This window comes from Pseudomonas sp. GQ91 (assembly GCF_059758795.1).
On record NZ_JCAXED010000009.1, the window covers coordinates 151,046 to 171,158 of the forward strand.

20 protein-coding genes are annotated in these 20,113 nt (G+C 59.6%); 11 read left to right on the plus strand and 9 right to left on the minus strand.

Going from position 1 to position 20,113, the window contains the following annotated elements; all coding sequences use genetic code 11:
* Nucleotides 1–11 precede the first annotated feature (11 nt).
* A complete protein-coding gene (locus AC6CIA_RS15420) occupies nt 12–1,049 on the minus strand; it encodes a patatin-like phospholipase family protein (RefSeq protein ID WP_498313193.1) in 1,038 nt (345 codons plus the stop codon).
* A gap of 217 nt (nt 1,050–1,266) precedes the next feature.
* On the opposite strand from AC6CIA_RS15420, the gene AC6CIA_RS15425 reads away from it, so the two are divergent.
* The 3 genes from AC6CIA_RS15425 (at nt 1,267) to AC6CIA_RS15435 (ending at nt 3,290) form a co-directional block, all read left to right on the plus strand.
* A complete protein-coding gene (locus AC6CIA_RS15425; RefSeq protein WP_339531933.1) occupies nt 1,267–1,545 on the plus strand; it encodes a hypothetical protein in 279 nt (92 codons plus the stop codon).
* Between the two features lie 71 nt (nt 1,546–1,616).
* Nucleotides 1,617–2,378 carry a CHAD domain-containing protein gene (locus AC6CIA_RS15430; protein ID WP_498313195.1) on the plus strand — a complete coding sequence of 254 codons (762 nt, stop codon included), beginning with the start codon at nt 1,617–1,619 and terminating at the stop codon, nt 2,376–2,378.
* A gap of 114 nt (nt 2,379–2,492) precedes the next feature.
* The gene (locus AC6CIA_RS15435) at nt 2,493–3,290 is read left to right on the plus strand and encodes an acyl-CoA thioesterase (protein WP_498313197.1); all 798 of its coding nucleotides are present in this window, start codon (nt 2,493–2,495) and stop codon (nt 3,288–3,290) included.
* Between the two features lie 7 nt (nt 3,291–3,297).
* On the opposite strand, the gene AC6CIA_RS15440 is transcribed toward AC6CIA_RS15435, so the two are convergent.
* The 3 genes from AC6CIA_RS15440 to AC6CIA_RS15450 all read right to left on the minus strand — a co-directional run bounded on the left by AC6CIA_RS15440 (nt 3,298) and on the right by AC6CIA_RS15450 (nt 6,219).
* Nucleotides 3,298–3,660 (minus strand): DUF962 domain-containing protein, encoded by a 363-nt coding sequence (locus AC6CIA_RS15440; protein WP_498313198.1) that lies wholly within the window; start codon nt 3,658–3,660, stop codon nt 3,298–3,300.
* A gap of 174 nt (nt 3,661–3,834) precedes the next feature.
* On the minus strand, nt 3,835–5,316 hold the full coding sequence (locus AC6CIA_RS15445; protein WP_498313200.1) for a methyl-accepting chemotaxis protein: 1,482 nt from the start codon (nt 5,314–5,316) through the stop codon (nt 3,835–3,837).
* A gap of 96 nt (nt 5,317–5,412) precedes the next feature.
* Nucleotides 5,413–6,219 (minus strand): TatD family hydrolase, encoded by an 807-nt coding sequence (locus AC6CIA_RS15450; RefSeq protein ID WP_498313202.1) that lies wholly within the window; start codon nt 6,217–6,219, stop codon nt 5,413–5,415.
* 235 nt (nt 6,220–6,454) lie between these two features.
* Between AC6CIA_RS15450 and AC6CIA_RS15455 the strand changes: the two genes are divergently transcribed.
* The 3 genes from AC6CIA_RS15455 (at nt 6,455) to AC6CIA_RS15465 (ending at nt 9,017) form a co-directional block, all read left to right on the plus strand.
* A complete protein-coding gene (locus tag AC6CIA_RS15455; protein WP_498313204.1) occupies nt 6,455–7,873 on the plus strand; it encodes an MltF family protein in 1,419 nt (472 codons plus the stop codon).
* 103 nt (nt 7,874–7,976) lie between these two features.
* The gene (locus AC6CIA_RS15460) at nt 7,977–8,411 is read left to right on the plus strand and encodes a DoxX family protein (protein ID WP_498313205.1); all 435 of its coding nucleotides are present in this window, start codon (nt 7,977–7,979) and stop codon (nt 8,409–8,411) included.
* Between the two features lie 297 nt (nt 8,412–8,708).
* Nucleotides 8,709–9,017, plus strand: coding sequence for a hypothetical protein (locus tag AC6CIA_RS15465; protein ID WP_090221478.1), 309 nt, complete (start codon nt 8,709–8,711; stop codon nt 9,015–9,017).
* A gap of 9 nt (nt 9,018–9,026) precedes the next feature.
* Here AC6CIA_RS15465 and AC6CIA_RS15470 read toward each other — a convergent pair whose 3' ends face one another.
* The 3 genes from AC6CIA_RS15470 to AC6CIA_RS15480 form a co-directional block, all read right to left on the minus strand.
* Nucleotides 9,027–10,760, minus strand: coding sequence for a Gldg family protein (locus AC6CIA_RS15470; RefSeq protein ID WP_498313362.1), 1,734 nt, complete (start codon nt 10,758–10,760; stop codon nt 9,027–9,029).
* 84 nt (nt 10,761–10,844) lie between these two features.
* Nucleotides 10,845–11,570, minus strand: a complete 726-nt coding sequence (locus AC6CIA_RS15475) for an ABC-2 transporter permease (protein WP_498313207.1) — start codon at nt 11,568–11,570, stop codon at nt 10,845–10,847.
* Nucleotides 11,567–12,493, minus strand: a complete 927-nt coding sequence (locus AC6CIA_RS15480) for an ABC transporter ATP-binding protein (RefSeq protein WP_498313209.1) — start codon at nt 12,491–12,493, stop codon at nt 11,567–11,569. Before AC6CIA_RS15480 ends, AC6CIA_RS15475 begins: the two co-directional genes overlap by 4 nt.
* A 312-nt stretch (nt 12,494–12,805) precedes the next feature.
* Here AC6CIA_RS15480 and AC6CIA_RS15485 point away from each other — a divergent pair, with 312 nt between their 5' ends.
* Both AC6CIA_RS15485 and greB read left to right on the plus strand, forming a co-directional pair.
* Nucleotides 12,806–14,026, plus strand: a complete 1,221-nt coding sequence (locus AC6CIA_RS15485; protein ID WP_498313211.1) for a hypothetical protein — start codon at nt 12,806–12,808, stop codon at nt 14,024–14,026.
* 165 nt (nt 14,027–14,191) lie between these two features.
* Complete coding sequence (gene greB / locus AC6CIA_RS15490; RefSeq protein ID WP_084378173.1) at nt 14,192–14,665, plus strand: transcription elongation factor GreB; 474 nt, start codon at nt 14,192–14,194, stop codon at nt 14,663–14,665.
* Between the two features lie 43 nt (nt 14,666–14,708).
* Here the strand turns inward: greB and AC6CIA_RS15495 are convergent, their stop codons facing one another.
* Nucleotides 14,709–17,219, minus strand: coding sequence for an ABC transporter permease (locus tag AC6CIA_RS15495; protein ID WP_498313213.1), 2,511 nt, complete (start codon nt 17,217–17,219; stop codon nt 14,709–14,711).
* Nucleotides 17,219–17,902: an ABC transporter ATP-binding protein gene (locus AC6CIA_RS15500; protein ID WP_084378175.1), complete on the minus strand. Its 684-nt coding sequence runs from the start codon at nt 17,900–17,902 to the stop codon at nt 17,219–17,221. The genes AC6CIA_RS15495 and AC6CIA_RS15500 overlap by 1 nt, the downstream gene beginning before the upstream one ends.
* Nucleotides 17,903–17,912: 10 nt before the next feature.
* Between AC6CIA_RS15500 and AC6CIA_RS15505 the strand changes: the two genes are divergently transcribed.
* The 3 genes from AC6CIA_RS15505 (at nt 17,913) to AC6CIA_RS15515 (ending at nt 19,943) form a co-directional block, all read left to right on the plus strand.
* Nucleotides 17,913–18,518 (plus strand): arylesterase, encoded by a 606-nt coding sequence (locus AC6CIA_RS15505; RefSeq protein ID WP_498313215.1) that lies wholly within the window; start codon nt 17,913–17,915, stop codon nt 18,516–18,518.
* A gap of 56 nt (nt 18,519–18,574) precedes the next feature.
* A complete protein-coding gene (locus AC6CIA_RS15510; protein ID WP_084378177.1) occupies nt 18,575–18,871 on the plus strand; it encodes a hypothetical protein in 297 nt (98 codons plus the stop codon).
* A 106-nt stretch (nt 18,872–18,977) separates the two neighbouring features.
* Nucleotides 18,978–19,943 (plus strand): L,D-transpeptidase family protein, encoded by a 966-nt coding sequence (locus AC6CIA_RS15515; RefSeq protein ID WP_498313217.1) that lies wholly within the window; start codon nt 18,978–18,980, stop codon nt 19,941–19,943.
* Nucleotides 19,944–20,113 lie beyond the last annotated feature (170 nt).

Sequence of the window (20,113 nt, forward strand, 5' to 3'; positions counted from 1 at the left end):
GCCCCTCACCCCTACAACTGCTCGCGCTCATACCGATCCAGCGTATCACTGGCCACCTCACGACCCAGGGCGATCAACTCCGGCGCCTTGTAGAACTCGAAAAAACGGCACACCCGCTTAGGTACGTTGATCAGCACATCCGGTGGGTAGCCCGCGATCTTGTATTGCGCCAACGAGGTCTGCATCACCTCGAAGCTCTGGTTGATCAAGTCCAGCAGCGAGGCGGGCCCCACGTTATCAATGATGAAGGACCCTGTCGCCGACTTGGGCGTGCCGGCTGCTTCCGGCGCGGCGGCCGGTTGCTGGGACTCAGGTTCGGCGCCTTCCAGCCACGGGTTGATGTCGGCCGCCTGGGCCAGCAACGCTTCCTTCTCCAGCGCTAACAGTTGTTCGGCCTGTTTGCGACGGAACGGCAGGTGCGCGCCCAATGATTGAACCAGATTGTCGAAGCGACTTCTGAACGCCGGGGGACGTTGGATCACCGGCAGTTTGTAGTGCTTTTGATTCGTGGCGTTGAGGTTGACCGCGATGATCAGGTCGCAATGGCTGGACACGACCGGCACGATAGGCAGCGGGTTCAACAGGCCACCGTCCACCAGCATGCGATTGCCCTGCATCACCGGCGTGAACAGGCTGGGAATCGCCGCCGAGGCCCGCATGGCCTGATGCAGGCAACCTTCCTGAAACCAGATTTCCTGTTGGTTGGTCAGGTCAGTGGCCACCGCCGTGTAGGGGATGCGCAGTTCTTCGATATTGATCTCGCCGACGATCTTGCGGATCTGCCCGAAGACCTTTTCACCGCGTATCGCCCCCAGGCGAAAGCTGACATCCACCAGGCGCAGCACATCCAGGTAATCCAGGCTTTCGATCCAGTTTCGATAGTCCTGGAGCTTGCCGGCGGCATAGATCCCACCGACCACCGCGCCCATGGAGCAACCGGCGATGCATGCAATGTCATAGCCGCGTCTTTCGATCTCTTCGATCACGCCGATATGGGCATAGCCCCGCGCGCCCCCGGAGCCCAGGACTAACGCAACACGTTTTTTCATGAGTCTATCCTTCGCCAAACAGGTGCCCACAATGCACCCATCAAGGGAACGGCTTCAATCCCAATTGGCCAGAGCGATTATTTTCGTAAATCGAGTTGGTTGCTCGGGTATGCTCTGGCTCCTGGCATCGCCCATTTTACGCGGTGCGAGAAGGCACTTTTCGATGTAGGCAGCGTCTACATCCCACGACTGTTTTTCTTTTCTTGAGGTGTCATTGATGAAAGCCTGGATGTGTTTGCCTGTGATCGTGCTGGCGCTGGCCGGTTGTGCCGGTAAAACTGCCTATCGCGACAGCTGCGGCAGTCAGTTGGACGCCGCCTGGCACGAACTGGACCTGGCCAAGGCCGAAGGTTTTGCGGGCACCGTCAGCTACTCCAAAGCCTTGTCGTTGTTGACCGGCGCCAAGACGCAGCAGCAATTCGAAGCGTTCGAGGGGTGCACCAAAAAAGCCGAAAAAGCCCGCTTCTATATCCGTGAGTCCCGCGCCGGCCGTTGATCGCGGAGTCGTCTGGGTGGAGTGGGGCGCGGTTCGACTGCGCCCCCAGGTTGTTTGACGGGGGAAGTACTATGTCTGCGCTGGTCGATCAGTTAGTCGCTCAGATCATTGGCCTGGAAGTCGGATTGTTGAGTTGCCAGGCGCGCCTTGCCGCTGTTACGGATGATGAAGCGCTGCACGATCTGCGCACCACGGTGCGGCGTCTGCGCAGCCTGTTGCGGCCCTTGCGCGGTTTACCCGGTGTCGAGCAGCTTGAGAGCGCCGCCCGGGCGGTTGGTCAATTGACCACACCGCTGCGTGACCGCGAAGTGTTGGCGGCCTATCTTCAGCAACATGGCTATGCAGAAGCGGCTGCCCGGCGGATACGCCAGCAGCCGAACGCTTACCGGCAGGTCGCCGCAAGCCCGGAGCTGGCGCAACTGCTCTTGATCCTCGGTGCGTTCCCCCGATTTATCCGTGCGTCCCAGCATCAGCATCTGCTCAAGGGTCTGCGCGTGCGCATCGAAAAGCGCTTGGCCAAGCAATGGCAGAAGCTCGATGCTGCATTGGATGATCCCGACCACGATCGCCACCGCCTGCGCCTGCTGATCAAGCGCGTACGTTACGCGGCCGAAGCCTACCCGCAACTGGGGAAATTGCCTGCGAAAGCGATGTCCCGTCTCAAGTCTGCCCAAGGTGCACTGGGGGACTGGCACGATTGCTGGCAATGGTTGGCGCAGGCCGGGCATCAAGCGGATCTACAGCCGTGCGTTGCGGTCTGGCACCGAACCATGGCCGAGGCTGAGGGAAAAGCGGACCGAGTACTGGATAAGCTCGCCGCCGACTGCTTCTGACGGAGCCGCTCGGTGGACGGCTTATCTGTCCCGGACTTTGTCCGGAATAAGCGCTGTGTCTGACGGGAGCGCTGGGTAAGATCGCTCAATCGATTTTCTTGATGTGAGATCGCCATGCGCTTTAGTGATTTGCTCGACGCTGTCCGTCGCAACCCGTTGGACGTGTCCGTTCCGCCTGAATGGGCTCAGGGACGCGCCACGTTCGGCGGTCTGGTCGCAGCCTTGCAATATGAGGCGCTGCGCGCTCAAGTGCCGGATGACCGCCCGTTGCGCTCATTGGCCATTACCTTTGTCGGGCCGGTGGCGCCAGACGTTACTGCCAGTTACCAAGTCGAAGTGTTGCGCGAGGGCAAGGCCGTCAGCCAGTTGCTCGGCCGTGTCGTGCAGAACGCTGAAGTCATGACATTGGTGCAAGCCAGCTTTGGCGCTTCACGGATCTCGGAAATCGACGTGGAGGCGCTGCCCGCACCGCCATTCAAACACTGGGACGAATGCCAGGAACTGTCCTATATCAAAGGCGTGACGCCCGAGTTCATGCGTCATTTGGCGATGCGCTGGAGCGTCGGCGGCCTGCCATTTACCGGCAACAAATCCCGCGACATGGGCGGTTGGGTGCGTTTGCGTGGCGATGTGAAAGAAGAGCCGCTGACCGAAGCGCATATCCTCGCGCTGGTCGATGCGTGGCCGCCAGCCTTGCTGCCGCACCTGGACAAACCCGCACCGGGCAGCACCTTGACCTGGACCATTGAATTCATCCAGCCGCTGCAGTCACTGAGCACGCTGGACTGGTGCCAGTATCATGCCGAGATCGAACACGCCCGCGACGGATATGGTCACGCTGCCGCCGCGCTGTGGGGGCCTGCTGGGCAACTGATCGCGATCAGCCGCCAGACCGTCGTGGTTTTCGCCTGACCGAGTGTCAGCGCCGAGGGTGCTGACGCCAGGCTTGCCACCAACCCCCACTCAAGACAAAGCGCGGAAATGTCAGAAACTGCTCGACCACCAAGCGCTGCACCGCGTCTTTCGGATCACTGAACGGCTCGCTGGCCTGGGCTTCCAGGCTATGGCCGTGACGTTGCAGCGCCAGACCGGCCAGGACGCCGACCACGCCGATGGCAAGACTCGCCAGACTCAAGCTGAACACCCCGGACACAATCAGCAGAAACCCGATGATGAACAACGGTACGGCAATCAGGTGCAACACCAGATTGGCCGGATGCTGATGGTTCTGTGGGTAGGCGCGCCATTGCCAGGCGGGGAGATTGGGGTGTCGTTTGCCCATGGTGGTGGATCCTCTGTCCGTTGAACCGCGATACACAGAGTTTAGGTCGAGCGAGGGAAGGCGGCGAATTGCGGTTGGCTATGGAGGGGATAGGTTTTTAAGGTCGGAAAGTGGCTCAAGCTGACCGGCAAACCAGAAGCCCTCTGTAGGCCCTGGCTTGCCGGTTAAAGGCGCTTACAGCTTGAGTTGCCCAATCGCCTTGTTCAACTCGCCCGCCAGGATCGCCAATTCGTTGCTGGTGGTTGCTGAGTCCACGGTCTGCTGCACGGTGTTTTCAGTGACATCACGAATGCTCACCACCGCGCGGTTCATCTCTTCGGCGACATGGCTTTGCTGTTCGGCGGCGGCCGCGATTTGCGTATTGCTCTCGCGCATCTGGGCCACGGCATCGGTGATTTCGACGAGTGAGGCTCCTGCTTCCTGGGCCTGCTGTACACAGTCGTCAGCCTTGAAGGAGCTCTCCTGCATGAAGTCCACCGCGTCCCGGGTGCCGGCTTGCAACGCCGAGACCATGCGGGTGATTTCATCGGTGGAGTTTTGCACCCGCTTGGCCAGGTTGCGTACTTCGTCGGCGACTACCGCAAAACCCCGGCCCATTTCTCCGGCGCGGGCGGCTTCGATGGCGGCGTTGAGGGCCAAGAGGTTGGTCTGTTCGGCGATGCTATGGATGACGTTGACCACCCCGTTGATTTTCTGGCTGTCCTCGGCCAGTTTCTGAATCATCTCGGCTGTTTGCTGGACGCCGGTGGACAGGCCGGCGATCGAGCGCTGCACCCGGCCGACGACTTCCTGCCCGCTGCCAGCCAGGGTGTCGGCGGTCTGGGACAGGTCGCGGGTGGCGCCGGCATGCTGCGCGATGTGATGCACGGTGGCGGTCATTTCGTTGATGGCGGTGGCCGCTTGATCGGTTTCGCTTTGCTGGCCGAGCATGCCGTGCTGCACCTCGTTCATGCTGCTGGCCAGGCGCGCCGCGCCCTCATCCAATTGCTTGGCTGTGCGCGCCACGGTATTGACCACCCGTTGATAGCCTGCCTGCATGGCGTTGAAAGCACTGGCCATCTGCCCGACCTCGTCGTTGCAGGCCAGGGGCACGCGGGCCGACAGGTCACCGGTTTTTTCCACGTGCAGCATCACGTCTTTCAAGGTGTTGAGTTGGCTGAGCAGAAAACGGATCAACAGTTGCGAGGCGCAGAGCATCGCCAGCATCAGAATCAGTACCGCCACCGCATAGTGGGTGAAGCGCTCGGTGAAGACCTGGCTCAGGCTTGGCCCATAAGCCAGTACCGCGACGTGTTGGCCGTCGGCGCGCGCGACCACTTCGGCGCCCAGCAACGGGTTTTCGCCGAACAGTGGCAGATGGTTGAACTCGACCCAACCGTTGGCGCCACTCAGGGCTGACAGGTCTTGATCCGCGGATTTGGGGGCCTGCCCACGGGTGAAGGCCAGCCAGTGTTCACCCTTGGGCAGCGATTGCCCGGCGGGCCAGGCCGCGAGCAGGCGCGCCTGGGCTTGCGCCGAAGCTTGGGCGGCATGGCTGCGGGCCTGCTGTTCGAGCTGTACGGCGTACAGCACCAAGAGCAGGGTGGTGATGAACGCGACCGCATTCACGGCCCAGAATTTGTACTTCAGCGAGATGTTGCTAAGCCAGGCACCCATGTAAGGTTTTCTCTGATAGCGGAAACAGCATTGGCAAGGTGCCATTATTGTGCCGCTATTCAGGAATACGGTGTTGATATGGGTCAATGAGCCGCGTCAATCCGGCACGGGTAACCCGAAAAAGGTCCGGGCGCAGGCGGTCGTGTGTTGCGCCAGGTCTTCGAGGCTTTCTGCTCGATGCAAGGCTACTTCACGCAAGACTTCCGGCAGATAGGCCGGTTCGTTGCGACCGTTTTTCGGCTTGGGGCGCAGGGTTCGCGGCAGCAGGTAAGGCGCATCGCTCTCCAGCATCAGGCGGCCACGGGGAATTTCCCTGACAAGCGGGTGCAGATGCGTCCCACGTCGCTCATCGCAGATCCAGCCGGTGATACCAATATGCAGGTCAAGGTCCAGGTAGCTGAACAGCGCACGCTGTTCGCCGGTGAAGCAATGCACCACGGCGGCGGGCAGGCGATCGCGGTAGTCGCGCAGAATGTCCAGGAGCCGTTGTTCAGCGTCCCGTTCATGGAGAAACACCGGTAACTGGAGTTCGACCGCCAGCGCCAGATGCGCTTCGAGGACTTTTTCCTGCTGGGGACGTGGCGAGAAATCGCGATTGAAGTCCAGTCCGCATTCGCCGACCGCTCGCACCCGGCGCTCGTTGAGTAGCTCGCGCAGCCGAGGCTCGCTATCGGCGTTCCAGTCGCTGGCGGAATGGGGATGAATGCCGGCAGTGCAGAACAATCGCTGGGCACTTTCGTCCCGTTGCTGGCACAGCTCCAGCGCTTGTTCACTGCCTTCGACGCTGGTACCGGTCAGGACTAACTGGCTGACCCCGGCGGCGTAGGCGCGGTCGAGCACGGCCTGGTGCTTGTCGTCAAAACTTGGGTTGGTCAGGTTGACGCCAATATCAATGAGTTGCATGGTGCTACCTCCGCCTGCGGCCGGAAAGCATATCAGAGCTGCGGATGTATAAGAAAAGCCAAGAACTACAATACGTTATCGCTGTCTTTGAAGTGCGCGGGTGGCGCAGTGATTGGCCCGTTGACGGGTGCTGTGCCAACCTTGCGTCCAAAGCCTGCGCTCACAGCGCTCTGTTTCTGCCCCTCAATGTCTCGTTTTACGCGGTGCAATGGGCAGTTTTCTTTCCGGAGAACGGATGATCCGACCCTCGGCGTTGCTCATGTTGTGCCTGATGCTGCTGCCCATGGCGGCGGTTGCGCGCCTGGATGGGCCGCTGGAAGTGGTCAAGCCCGGCAAGGTGCGCGACCTGGCGGAAATTCGCGGCAGCCGTACCCTGCGAGTATTGGTCAACCAGAGCCGCAACAGCTCGGGTGAAGTCCGGGGGCAGGCGATAGGCGTTGAGTACCGCCGCCTGCGGGCTTTCGAGCACTACCTGAACGGCCGTGCCCGTGCCGGACAGGAAATCCGACTCAAGATCATCCCGAAAGCCAAGGACCAGTTATTAGGCGCGCTGGCCCGTGGAGAAGGTGATCTGGTGGCTCCCGGCGAACTGTTGGATGTGACGGCGGCGCACAAGATCATGAGCAGTGATCCGATTGTCAGTGACGTGCCCCTCTGGCTGGTGGGCCGTAAAGGTGGGCGACGGTTTACCCGCCCGGAGCAGTTGTCCGGGCGTACTGTGGCGCTGACCACCGGCAGTGCGGCGGGGGAGGCGGTGAACCTGCTTAACCAGAAGCTGGCATTGCGCAAATTGCCACCCATCAAGGTGGAGTGGGTGGATCCCAGCCTTGGTGTGGAAGATGTGCTGGAGATGGTTCACGCCGGAATCTTCAACCTGACCATCGTCGAGCGCCCGATTGCCGAGCGCTGGTCGAAAGTCCTGCCCAAGTTGCGCTTTGATCGGCAGGTGCGGATCAGCGAGCCGGGCGCGCAGTACTGGTTTGTACGTCAGGAAGCCTCGATGTTGCGGGCGAGCATCGACCGTTTCCTGCAAACCTATAAGACCCCGGCCGATCTCGACGTAGCCTTTCAACGTATTTACCGTCGTCTCTATCGCGTGCGCAATCCCTTGGTGCGGGCGGATCGTCAGCGCCTGGAGAAACTGCGCCCCGTATTGCAAAAACATGCTCGCGAACAAGGCATGGATTGGCTGAACCTGGCGGCGCTGGCCTACAAGGAATCTTCCCTGAATCCCCGAGCGAACAGCGGCAAAGGCCCCAGGGGCCTGATGCAGATCACGCCGTCGGCGGCTCAGCGGGTGGGGGTCAGCAACATCCATTCACTGGACAGCAATGTGCGGGCCGGCGCGCGTTACCTGGCAATGATCCGACGCAAGTTTTTCGCCAGTCCCAAGCTTAACGAACGCGAGCGCATGGCCTTTGTCCTGGCGGCTTACAACATGGGGCCGGAACGTGTGCAAGGTATGCGTGCCGAGGCGCGACGCAGGGGCTTGAACCCGAATCAGTGGTTCTTTCAGGTTGAACGCATCGCCATGGAGCAGGTGGGAATGGGCGCCGTCAGCTATGTTAATAGTGTCAATAAATACTATCTGGCGTTTGACCGTGAACGAGCCACTCTGGAGCCATCTGTGGCAAAAAGGATTTCCCGTAAATAATCGATAAATTCGATGTTAATAACGGGATTTTTCGCCTTTAATCATTGCTTAAACTGATTAATATAGCGGCCAACCCACTCCTACATCGAAAAGGATTATCAGCATGAGCCCAATGATCAACAACGTTTTGTCCACGCGTGCAGGCTACGGCCTGACGGTGCTGCGAATTTTCGTCGGCATCATCTTCGCTGCCCACGGTTCGCAGAAGCTCTTTGGCTGGTTTGGCGGCGGCGGCCTGGCGGGTACGGCGCAATGGATGGAAAGCATCGGTCTGGCGCCAGGCACTTTAATGGCGCTGCTGTCGGGCGGTACGGAGTTTTTCGCCGGGCTGGCATTGATCATCGGTCTGCTGGCACGTCCTGCGGCCCTGGGATTGGCGATTGTTTCGCTGGTCGCGATTTTTTCGGTGCATATCAGTAACGGTTTGTTCATGGCGAACAACGGTTACGAGTTCGCTCTGGCCTTGTTGGGCGGTAGCGTTGCGGTGTTGTTCGAGGGTGCCGGCAAACTGTCTGCCGACCGTGCCATCGCCAATTGAGGGACCGCAAGACCCTCCTTGTGCGCAATGCTGTTCAGTTAAGCAAGTGAACCGGCTAATACCGCTTTTGTGGCGAGGGGGCTCGTCCCCCTCGCCACAGGGGATTCTTGACACTGCCCTATCGGCTTCTCTAGGATGCTGCTCATGCGCCGATTTAAACAGCTAATTGCGGGGCGCCACAGGTGACTCATTACAGTCCCGACAGAAGCCTGATCCAGGTTTCGAAATACCGCTAAAGCGCTGGTTCGGTGTTGCCTCTCACCTGCCCGCAGACTTTTGAGGCAGAGACACGACACGATGAATGCACTACGACCTCTTGTACGCCTGGCTCCTATCACTGCGGGCCTCACTCAGCGCAATCCGAAAATCCTCCTGGGCGGTAAACACCAGCCGACGCTGTTGCGTTACCTGGATGGCTGGCCCCGCCGCACCGGCCGTCCTTCGGCGTTTCTGATCCAGTTTGTCGAAGACGGGGATTCCCTTGCGCGCTTTGCCACCGACAGTTTTGACCTGGCGGTGATTCAGGCGCCCAGTGCCGTGGATGCCGACGCGTTCATCCGCCACCTGACCCGAGTCGCGCGCCAGGGTTTGATTACGCGCCGCTAGTCGGGACGCTCAGTAGAACGCTGCCGCAGGTGGATGTTGCCGACGTCCGCGAACCAGCAAGATCCCCACGCCGAACAGGCTCACGATCAACGGTACCGGCAGGATGGTGAGCAGCTTCACCTTGAGCTCGAACCGACGGACCTTGCGGTATACCGCGTTCCTCAACGCGTGCAGCTCCATGGGCAAGCGCAAGCGTTCTTTGTTGAGCGCTTGCAGCAAGGGGTTTGATGTCGCGGCTTGAGTCCCGAATGACAGGGCTGATGAGGTCAGTGACTGCCACTCTTTTTCCGTTTGATCCAGGCGTCGCGCCAGAGGGGCTGCCTGTTCCCGATAAGCGCGCTCAGCCTCGTTGCGCAATTTTCCCAGGCGTTTTGCAGGACCTTGAATACTTGCTTGAGGGCGGATAGCTATCAGCGTGTCGGGGGCAGACAGGTTGTCGAGGATGTTCAAGACAAACGTGGCATTGTCCGGACGCGGTTTTTTTTGCCCGGCGCTGTTTCGCACCGAAGCCCAGACGCGATCACTGAGCAGGTCGGTGTCGGCAACCACCACCACATGGATATCAGCGGCTTTGTGCAAGGTGGGCTTGAGTCCGTCGGTTCCGTCAGAAAATGCGGCATACGCGGGGCCTTGAACCCGGGCGGCGAGCACATGCTGTTGGCCGCGAGCGGCCGCTTCCTGGATCAATGAGTCGAAAGTCTCTGGCTGGGCAAAGCGCTCAACCCCGAACAGCGCCGCTTGGCCGGAACTCTGGAGCAGCGGGGTGAACCGGGTGCGGCTTTTCCTGCGCGGTGTGAGTGCGCCCGAACTCAACAATCTGACGTTGTGCAGTTTCCGGGTACTGATGTCGTTTTGCGCCAGCGCTTCGCTGGGAAGTGTGAGGGCCCCGGGATGAAGCACCGGTGACGATCCGCCGCCCAGAATAGCGGGCGTCGCGTAGCGCTTGTCGGCCAGCACTTTATCCATCGACATCTGCACGCCCCAGGCGGCCAGTAAACCTTCCAGCCTGGAAGGCGAGGAGGGCGCCGTGGTGATTGAGTTCTCCTCGCTCATGGGGTCGATAAACATCAGCAACTTGCCGCCTCTCAACACAAATTGCTCAATGGCAAACAGGGTGTTCTCGGGTAGTCGAGTGGGTTGGACGACCATCAACGTCTTTAGGTGTCCGGGAATGTGCTGGGTGTCCTGGCCAAGGCTCATGAGGTTGAACTGTCGCCGAATTTCATCCAGTACCTGCCACGCGGGCACGAGTTGTCGGCTCTGCTCGTCGTGTCGACTATCGATGGGCAATCCGGATATCAGCCCGATCAACGGCTGCTCCGTACGCACGACATGGTGAATCAGGCGGCTGATTTCGTACTCCAGAAATCCCTCTTGCTCGAGCCCGCGCCATTCTATTCGCTGCGGTTCACGGTTTGCGCTACTGCCCACCAAGCCTAGGAAGCCTTGTCTGCCATCCAGACCCAATAAGCCTGCCTTGTAGGCATCTTCCGAAAACGGAGCGGGATCAACTAGATTGAGGGTGATTTTGCCCCTTGCCGCGTTTTCATATTCCTTGAGCAATGTGGTCACGCGCTCAAGCTTTTTCTTCAGTTCCTGATTGCTTTGCGCAGAGGAGTTGAAAAAATACAGATCCACCGGGTTTTCAAGTGCCGCGAGCATGGCTTTTGTGGTGGTGGACAGGGAATGAATCTTATTGTTTGACAGGTCCAGGCGTAGAGTTGGCAGCTTCAACGCCCACACCAAATTGAAGGCAAGAAAAAGTAGAGCGATGACCGCGAGCGTCATACCAAAACGTATTGAGTTCTTCATCAGGCTATCCCGTTCTCAAACTTTTCTGTAGTTCAGCGTGACGTTTGTCGCGGCGAGAAAAACCAGGATCAGGCTGGCGAAGTACAACAGGTCATGCAGCGTCAGGAGGCCCGAGTCGAGCGTATTGAAACGTGTGGACGGGCTAAGTTTGGCCAAGCTGTCAATGATCCAGATCGGCGTTTGATGATCCATTGCATCAATCATTGAAAATAAAATGCTGGTGGTCATCAATAATGCACCGGTGGAACCTAGAATGACCAGGCGCTGGTGAGTCAAGACACAGATAAAGCCGCTCGCGGAAAGGTAAGCCCCGGACAATAGCCAGCTTCCCAGGTATTGAACGAGAATGACGCTGTCATTTGCAGTGCCCAGATAGTTAATGGTTATCAGGAGCGGGAATGTTAACAACAGCGCAAGACCACAGATTGTCCAGGCCGCGAGGAATTTTCCCAATGTCAGTTCAAGTACCGTGACGGGTAGCGAATAAAAAAAGTTCAGCGCGTCTGCTGGATGTTCGTCCGACCAGAGCTGGGTGGAAATAATGGGGATCAAGAACAGATACAGCCACGGATGATACTGAAAAAAAGCGTGTAAATCCGTTTGGTTGTGTTCAAGAAAGTTGCCTGCGTGGAAACCGAGTGCCGCGTTGGCTAACACGAATATGGCGATGCTGAAGTAAGTGAGTGGCTGGCACAGGTAGTTGTTGAGTTGGCGTTTGAATAGGACGGGCAGAAGTTTCAATTTGGCGCCTCCTGGCTCAATTGATGGATGACGTCGCTCAGCCGGCCCGACTCAAGGGTCAACCTGTTTATTTTCCAGCGGCGGTTAGCGATCAGGGTGTTGATGTGGGGGTAAATGATCTGCCCCGGCATCGCCAGCACCGTGACGCTACCGGGCGAAACCCGGTCCTCTTCTATACCTGCTACTCCGGGCAGTACCGCCAGCGCCAGCAGGTCCAATGGGCCATCCGCCGCCAGCGTGACCGCCTGGTGGTGGCGGGAACTGCGTTGCAGCTCCCGTAGCGGGATATCCGCCAGCAACCGGCCTTCGCCCAGCACCAGCGCACGGCTGCAAATGCTCGAGACTTCCTCGGGGTTTCGCGACGCCGTAACGACAGTCATTTCTTGCGCCAGGGACTTGATGAGTATTCTTATCTTGTGTTTTTGCGACGCATCGAGTCCTTCTGTCGGCTCATCCAGCAACAGCAGTTTTGGGTCGTGCAGAATGGCTTGGGCAAGCGCCACCTTGCGCCTTAATCCTGGGGGCAATGTATCCAAGGGCGATTTCAGTGCTTGCCACAGTTCCAGGCGGGCGACTGCACGGTCGACCATCTTGCGTTTATCGAGGCCGCGCAAGCCACGAATCTCGGCAATGAAAGTCAGGAATGCCTTTACTGTCATGGTGCTGTGGCTAAGTGTGGACTCGGGTTGATAGCCGATTATTTTTCTCGCGTGCAATGGCTGTGTAGAGATATCAAATCCGGAAATTTTTATGCTGCCCGAAGAGCGCGGGATTGATCCTGATAACAAGTTTATCAGTGTGCTTTTTCCCGCACCGTCGTGTCCGAATAGTCCTACGCATTCTTGGTGCTCGACACGCAAAGTCAAGTCGTTGATAACGACGGATCTACCTCTTTTTTTTGTTAGATTTGTTATTTCGATCATTGTGCCTTTCTACTTGATAAGTGTGCCAAGGCTCACAGTGTTGGCGAGCGCCTCGAGTAGCCTGCCTAAGCAGCGTGTGAAGTGTCGAAGTTGAAAGCTGAAACGTATTTGGCTGAGGGTTTGGATATTTGTTTGTAAAAAAATAGTACGTTCAGTGGGGGTTTTTGGGAACGTTGAAATCAGCGAATAAGGTAAGTCCTACATGGCGTTTGATCATGCCCTGAAACAATTGCACCGTTCTTGATGCCCTAGCGATTTCGATCCTGTAAGTCGTGTGTATTTGAAGTATTGCCATAACGGAGCCCGAATTTCATGATGCTTCTACGTACTCTTGTTCTTGAGCAGTCTGGCCATGGCACGCCGGTCAACGGTGCACTGCTCTGTTGTTTCGCTATTCCGCAAATAGCGTCAAATTATCTTGCTTACAGTCTGGATGAAGAAATGGAACCCGGAAGTGCCCGGGTTTACATGGCGGCGTTGCGTAAAAAGTCAGAGAGGTATTTTCTTGGAAGTATCGATTCCCGGGATGATCTGCAGGTAGCGATGCGTGTCTTCAAGCAAATCCTGACCTTGGCCGCGGCGTCCGGAACCAAGGATGGCAACATCGCCGGGTCTCAAGTGCCGTACCACTTCATAGACCTGAAAGGCAGCAAATTGCCGCCCGCAAGGCCCGAAGATCATCATTCGCTGATGATCAAGAAAGCCCTGGTGATGAAGGTGATCAGCCTGGGGACTTCAGTTATCGGTTTACCGGCGATCGAAAGCTCGGAATTGATTGTTCCGTCGATTCGCTTTTCTTCAAAGATGGTAACCCCGCTCAAGGCTGAAAGCCGGCGTGAGACACCCGCCTCCGCATTGCTTGAGGCGCCGCAAGCACCGATAAGCGCGGCGCTGGCGTCGCCCGTTGAGGATGTGCCGTCGGCGCCGGATGAACCTCCGGTTCAGCCTGTGCAGGAGGCACAGCCGCACCCTGCAGGGGAAGATCGATCAGATGCTCCGGCGGATCATGCCAAGCCATTCGCCCCCGCAATCAAAGAGGATCAGGCGCCCCTGTTCGAGGTCGACAGTACCCTGGCGAATCTCGCCCGGCTGGCTCAGGAGTTGACGCAGCAGAAGCTTGCGATGCTCAAGCACCAGGAAGAACTTGAGCAACTGCGTGGCCAATTGGAGCGGGAACAAGCCGCTTTAGAGCACTCAAGCCGACACGCGACGGAACAGGACGCTGCCATGCAGCAGATCGCCGGATCCTTGAGTGAGCGTGAAGAAGCATTGAGCCATGGCACCCAGGTACAGCAGGCCGAGCAGCGTCGCCTGGAGGATTGGGCCCGGCAGCTGGAGAGTGAGTCGTTCAGGCTGCAGGCGCTTGATCTGGAGATGCGCCAACAGCAGGAACGTCTATCGACGGGGTTCATTCAAGCGTCAGGCATCAGGGATGATCTGAAGACGTTACTTTTTCGCCTGGATGAAACCCTGGTCCCGGTTGCGAATGAGCCGAGCCAGGTCAAGGATGCCACGCGTCCATCTGACGCCTGACTGCAACGGTCTGGCCGCTCGGATGACCTGGCTGCGTCATCAGGTCTGGCTACTTTCTTGAGTTCATTTATCATCTGACTCCGCCAATCGGAGTCAGATGGTCAGCGCGCACGCGTGAGGCCGCGATTGTTGGACAAGTAAAAATTTCCCGGGGATGCGAAGCTTTTGAGTACCAAGCTGATAACCAAAGAAGGTCATGAGGCGCTGAAGAAAGAGCTTGATTATCTATGGCGCGAAAAGCGTCCTGACACCACTCGTAAAGTGACTTGGGCGGCGTCGCTGGGTGATCGCAGCGAGAACGCCGATTACCAGTACAACAAGAAGCTGCTGCGGGAGATCGATCGCCGGGTACGTTATCTGCGCAAGCGTCTTGAAGACATGCGCGTGGTTGAGTACAGGCCGGAGCAGGAGGGCAAAGTATTCTTTGGCGCCTGGGTGGATATCGAGAATGAACAAGGCGAGACCAAGCGGTTTCGTATTGTCGGTTATGACGAGATCTATGAGCGCATGGACTACATTTCCATCGACTCTCCCATGGCCAGGGCGTTGCTGCGCAAGGAGGTGGACGATGAAGCGCTCGTCCAGACGCCGAATGGCGAAGTGTGTTGGTGGATTACTCGCATCGAGTACGAGAAGTAAGCACTGATGGCCCGCGCTGCGTGAGCAGGCGGGCCCATTCATTTCAACTTTCGCGCAACACGGTCAACGGGCTGGCATTCAATGCGCGACGCGTACCGAATACCCCGGCGCCACCGATCAGTACCGCGCCGATGACAGGCAGCAACAGCAACCAGGGATGAGGGTGCCAGGCCAGGTCGAAGGCATAGCGGTAAAGCACCAGGGTCACCAGCTCGGTTCCCAGCGCCGCCAGCAGGCCACTGACCGCGCCGAGCAATCCGAACTCGATCCGCCGTGCCTTGACCAGCAACCTGCGTTCCGCCCCAAGCGCACGCAGTAGCGCGCCTTGGCGGATGCGTTCATCCAGCGTCGCCTGCAGCCCCGAGAACAACACCGCCATGCCCGCCGCCAGCACGAACAGCAACACGTATTCCACCGCCAGCGTCACCTGGGCCAGAATGCTGCGCAGTTGGGCCAACAACGCTTCCACCTGCAGGATGGTCACCGCAGGAAAGGCTCTGGACAGGTCGACGATCTGCTGGTCATGCCCGGCCGCCAGATAGAAGCTGGTCAGGTACGTGGTCGGGAGGTCTTTCAAGGTGCCCGGTTGGAAGATCATGAAAAAGTTGGGTTGGAAGTTGTCCCAGTTGATCTCCCTCAGGCTGGTGACCCGCGCCTCGCGGGTTTCCCCGCCAACGGTGAACACCATGTGGTCATTGAGCTTGAGTTTCAGGCTGTCGGCGACCTTGGCTTCCACCGAGACACCGGGAATTCCATCGTTCGGTCGATCTGCCCACCAGTCTCCCGATGTCAGGCTGTTGCCCGGCGGCAGGTCGGCTGCCCAGGTCAGGCTCAAGTCCCGTTGTGTCGCACGATCACCGCTGGAATCCTTGCTGACGATTTCCTGGACCGGTTCGCCGTTGATACTGATCAGGCGTCCCGGCACCACCGGGTACAACGGCGCCGCTTGCGCCTGCAGCTCGAGCAGTCGGGCACCAAAGGCGTCCTTGTCCGCCGGCAGGATGTTCAGGGCGAAATAGTTGGGGGCGTCCTTGGGCAACTGATTTTGCCAGGTGTCCAGCAATTCCCCGCGCAACAAGGCAATCAAGCCCATGGACAGAAGAATCAGGCCGAACGCCAGCGACTGGCCCGCTGCTGCCAGCGGGTGGCGCAACAATTGCCCCAGCCCCAGGCGCCAGGGCAGGGAAGCTCGGGCGAGCAGGCGGCGCAGGCTCTGCAGTAGCAAAAGGAGCAGGCCGCCCAGGACCAGCGCGGCAATGACGCCGCCTCCGAGCAGGGCGAAGGTCAGCACCAGGTCCAGGCTCAAGCGCCACATGATCAGCCCCAGGGCAAGCAAGGCCGCGCCGTAGACCGCCCACGTACTGGACGGGATTGGCAGCAGGTCGCGACGCAATACCCGCAACGGTGGCACTCGGCCCAGCGCGGCCAGGGGCGGCAGGGCGAAACCGGCGAGAGCCACCAGCCCGGTGCCGATCCCGGCGACGGCGGGGATTAAGCCGCCCGGCGGAACATCTGCCGGCAACAGGTCGTGTAGCAGATAAAACAGTCCCAGTTGCGCCAGCCACCCCAGCGCAGCGCCGACAAGGCTGGCGAGCAAGCCCAGGACGCTCAGTTGCACGCTGAACAGCAGCATGGTTTCGCGCCGCGACAACCCGAGGCAGCGCAACAGGGCGCTGGCATCGAAACGCCGGCTGGCAAAACGATTCGCCGAGAGGGCCACGGCCACGCCGGACAGCAACACCGCCACCAGGCTGGCCATATTCAGGTAGCGCTCGGCCTTGCCCAGGGCGCCGCCGATTTGCTGGTTGCCGTCCCGCGCGTCTTGCAGGCGCTGGTTGGCGGCGATGCCCGGCTCGATCAGGTCGCGATAGGTTTGCAGGGCGGTGCTGGCTGGCGGCCCGCGCCACAGCTCGCGGTAACTGACTCGGCTGCCGGGTTGAACCACGCCCGTGGCCTCAAGGTCGGCCAGATTGATCATTACCCGTGGCGTCAAGCTGTAGAGGTTGCCGGCACGATCCGGTTCGTACGTGAGTACGCGAGTCATGCGCAGGGGTTTCATGCCGACGTCGATGCTGTCGCCGATTTTCAGATCCAGCGCTGTCAACAGTCGTGCCTCGACCCAGGCTTCTCCTGGTTTCGGGCCGCCTCCCGAGGTTTCCTCGGCAAAGGGTTCGGCGGCGCTTTTCAGTTCGCCGCGCAACGGATACTGCTCGTTGACCGCCTTGATGCTCGACAGCTGGATACCGTTGTCGGTGGCGATGACGCTGGAGAACTCCACCACGCGGGCATGCTCCAGGCCCAGTTCGATGCCGCTTCTGATCTGTTCGGCGCGGGCTGGGGAGCTGCCTTCCAGTACCAGGTCGGCACCGAGGAATTCGGTGGCGCGCAGCGCCATTGCGCCGTTGAGGCGTGCCCCGAAATAACCGATGGCGGTGCTGGCCGCCACGGCCACCAACAGAGCAAAGAACAACACACGCAATTCACCGGCGCGGGCATCACGCAGCAATTGACGTAGTGCAAGGCTGAACAGGCGCAACAGCGGCAAACGTGCCATCAAGGCTCCAGTGGCGCGACCATCAGGCCGGCTTCAAGACGGATCAGGCGGCGGCAACGATGGGCCAGGCGCTCGTCATGGGTCACCAGCACCAGGGTTGTGCCGTTTTCTTTGTTGAGTTCGAAGAGCAGATCGCTGATGCGTTCGCCGGTATGGCTGTCGAGATTGCCGGTGGGCTCATCGGCGAAGAGCACGTCGGGTTCCGCGGCGAAGGCCCGGGCAATCGCCACCCGTTGCTGCTCGCCGCCGGAGAGCTGGCGCGGCGAGTGGCTCAGGCGCTGGCCCAGGCCGACGCGCTCCAGCAGGTGCCGGGCTCGTTCACGGGCGTCCTTGCGGCCATCCAGTTCCAGCGGCAGCATGACGTTTTCCAGCGCGTTGAGGCTGTCCAGCAACTGGAACGACTGGAACACAAAGCCCACGTGTTCGGCTCTGATTCGCGCGCGCTGGTCTTCGTCAAGGGTGCTCAGGGCTTGACCGGCGAGAGTCACTTCACCGCTGCTGGGCAGGTCAAGGCCGGCCAACAGGCCGAGGAGGGTGGATTTGCCGGAGCCGGAGGCGCCAACGATAGCCAGGCTATCGCCCTTGTTCAGTTCCAGGCTCAGTTGGTGCAGGATAGTCAGTTCACCTTCCGCGCTGGGGACCACTTTGCTGAGGTCCCGCGCGGTGAGAATGCTTGCGCCCATGGAGAATCCGATGCGAATGTGGTTTTTGAGTGCTGGCCTGGCCTTGATGTGCGTGGCCCAGGGCGCAGCGGCGGGTACAGTCCTGATCGTTGGCGATAGTATCAGTGCCGGTTTCGGCCTGGATACCCGCAAAGGGTGGGTAGCGCTGCTGGAACAACGGCTCAAGCGCGAGGGGTTTGACGATAAAGTGGTCAATGCCTCCATCAGTGGCGACACCAGTGCTGGAGGCCTGGCCCGGCTGCCTGCGGCACTTGCAGAGCATAAGCCCGAACTGGTGATCATCGAATTGGGTGGCAATGACGGCCTTCGCGGCCAGCCTCCCGGGCAATTGCAACAAAATCTTGCGTCGATGATCGAGCGCTCCCAGGCCGTTGGCGCCAAAGTGCTGTTGTTGGGCATGCAGTTGCCGCCCAATTATGGCCCGCGCTACACCCAGGCCTTTGCCGAGGTCTATGCCACCTTGGCCAAGGAAAAGAACGTCCCGCTGGTGCCGTTTTTCCTTGAAGGGGTGGGGGGCAATTCGCAGCTGATGCAGGCCGATGGCATTCACCCGGCAGTCGGTGCGCAGAGCAAGTTGCTGGAAAATGTCTGGCCGACGCTAAAACCGCTGCTATGACGCTTTTCTAGCCGCGGTCTTTCGGCTAAGGTGGCGCCCCCGATTTGGAGCCCCCGATGTCGTCGCGTCCTGCCTGGTCCCTGTTTGCCTACCAACTGATCGAGCCTGACGAGCAGCTGGATCTGTTCGCCTGCCAGGAAGTACGGGTGCACCTGGTGACACGTCAACTGGAGCTGGGCGGTTCTATTGATCGCACGCTCTGTGGCACGTTGCTGCCGGCTCAACCGCGTTGGTCTTCGGTGGATCGCTCGATCTTCCAGGATCAGCGCCTGTGCCCACTGTGCCGGGCGATTCTCGAGTCGCAAAAACGCGGTACACCGCCTATCTGGCCCGAGTTGCGCTTTGAGTTATAGGGGCAGTTGCAAGCGGTAAGCCACAAGCGACAAGCTTAGGGCTTGCAGCTTGCATCGCGTGTACAATCGAATTTTACTACCCGTCGATCTGCGAAGGATTTTCCGGATGTTGTCGCGCTTCCCTGCCGTCACCCGCTGCCTGTCTCTCGCTGCACTGTGTGCAGCCGGTCCCGCCATGGCCTTGCAGTTGCCCTTGCCACCACCGGGTGAAGACATTGTCGGCCAGGTCCAGGTGATCAAGGCCAAGTACGAAGATACGTTTGCCGATCTGGGGGTGACCTACGATCTTGGCTATGCGGAGATGGTCGCGGCCAACCCGGGCGTCGATGCCTGGTTGCCGGGAACGGGGGCGGACATTGTGCTGCCGACCCGTTTCATCCTGCCGCCGGGGCCGCGAGAGGGCATCGTGATCAACCTGGCGGAGTACCGCTTGTATTACTACCCCAAGGGTCAGGATGTGGTTTATACGTTCCCCCTTGGGATCGGTCGTGAAGGCTGGGGCTCGCCGATTGCCCATACCAGCATCATCGCCAAGACGCCGAACCCGACCTGGACGCCGCCCGCTTCAATCAAGGCCGAGCACGCCGCCGAAGGTGATCCGCTGCCCAATGTGGTGCCCGCCGGCCCCGACAACCCGCTGGGCCCGTTCAAGTTCACCCTGGGCACGCCGGGTTACCTGATCCACGGTTCCAACAAGAAGTTCGGGATTGGCACGCGTACCAGTCATGGTTGCTTCCGCATGTTCAACGAAAATGTGCTCGAGCTGGCGGATAGGGTGCCGGTGGGCACGCCGGTGCGGATTATCAGTGAGGCGTACAAGTTCGGCATGAGCGGTGGCAAGGTCTACCTGGAAGCGCACACGCCCTTGAACGACGATGGCACGCCGTCGGTGGTGGACAAGCACACGGCGGTGATCAACGCCTTGCTCAAGCGCGAAGACTTGTCGAACAACCTGCGCGTCAACTGGGATGAAGTGCGGAACGTGGTCGCGGCCGAAGATGGTTTGCCGACGGAGATCGGAGTTCCAGGCGAGGCGACGATGGTGACCAGCGCGCCGGTGGATCTGCAGTAGTAAAGGGATAGCCACTGCGCACTGTCTGCGTTCGGCCGGCGGGGTTTAGCGGGATGCCGGATTTCCCGCGTCATGGTTAACGACCTTCGCGAGCAAGCTTGCTCCTACAGGCGTCCTGCCGGGCTTTTCCTCCGCCCGCGCCCGAATTGCGGGCAATAAAAAGCCGATCC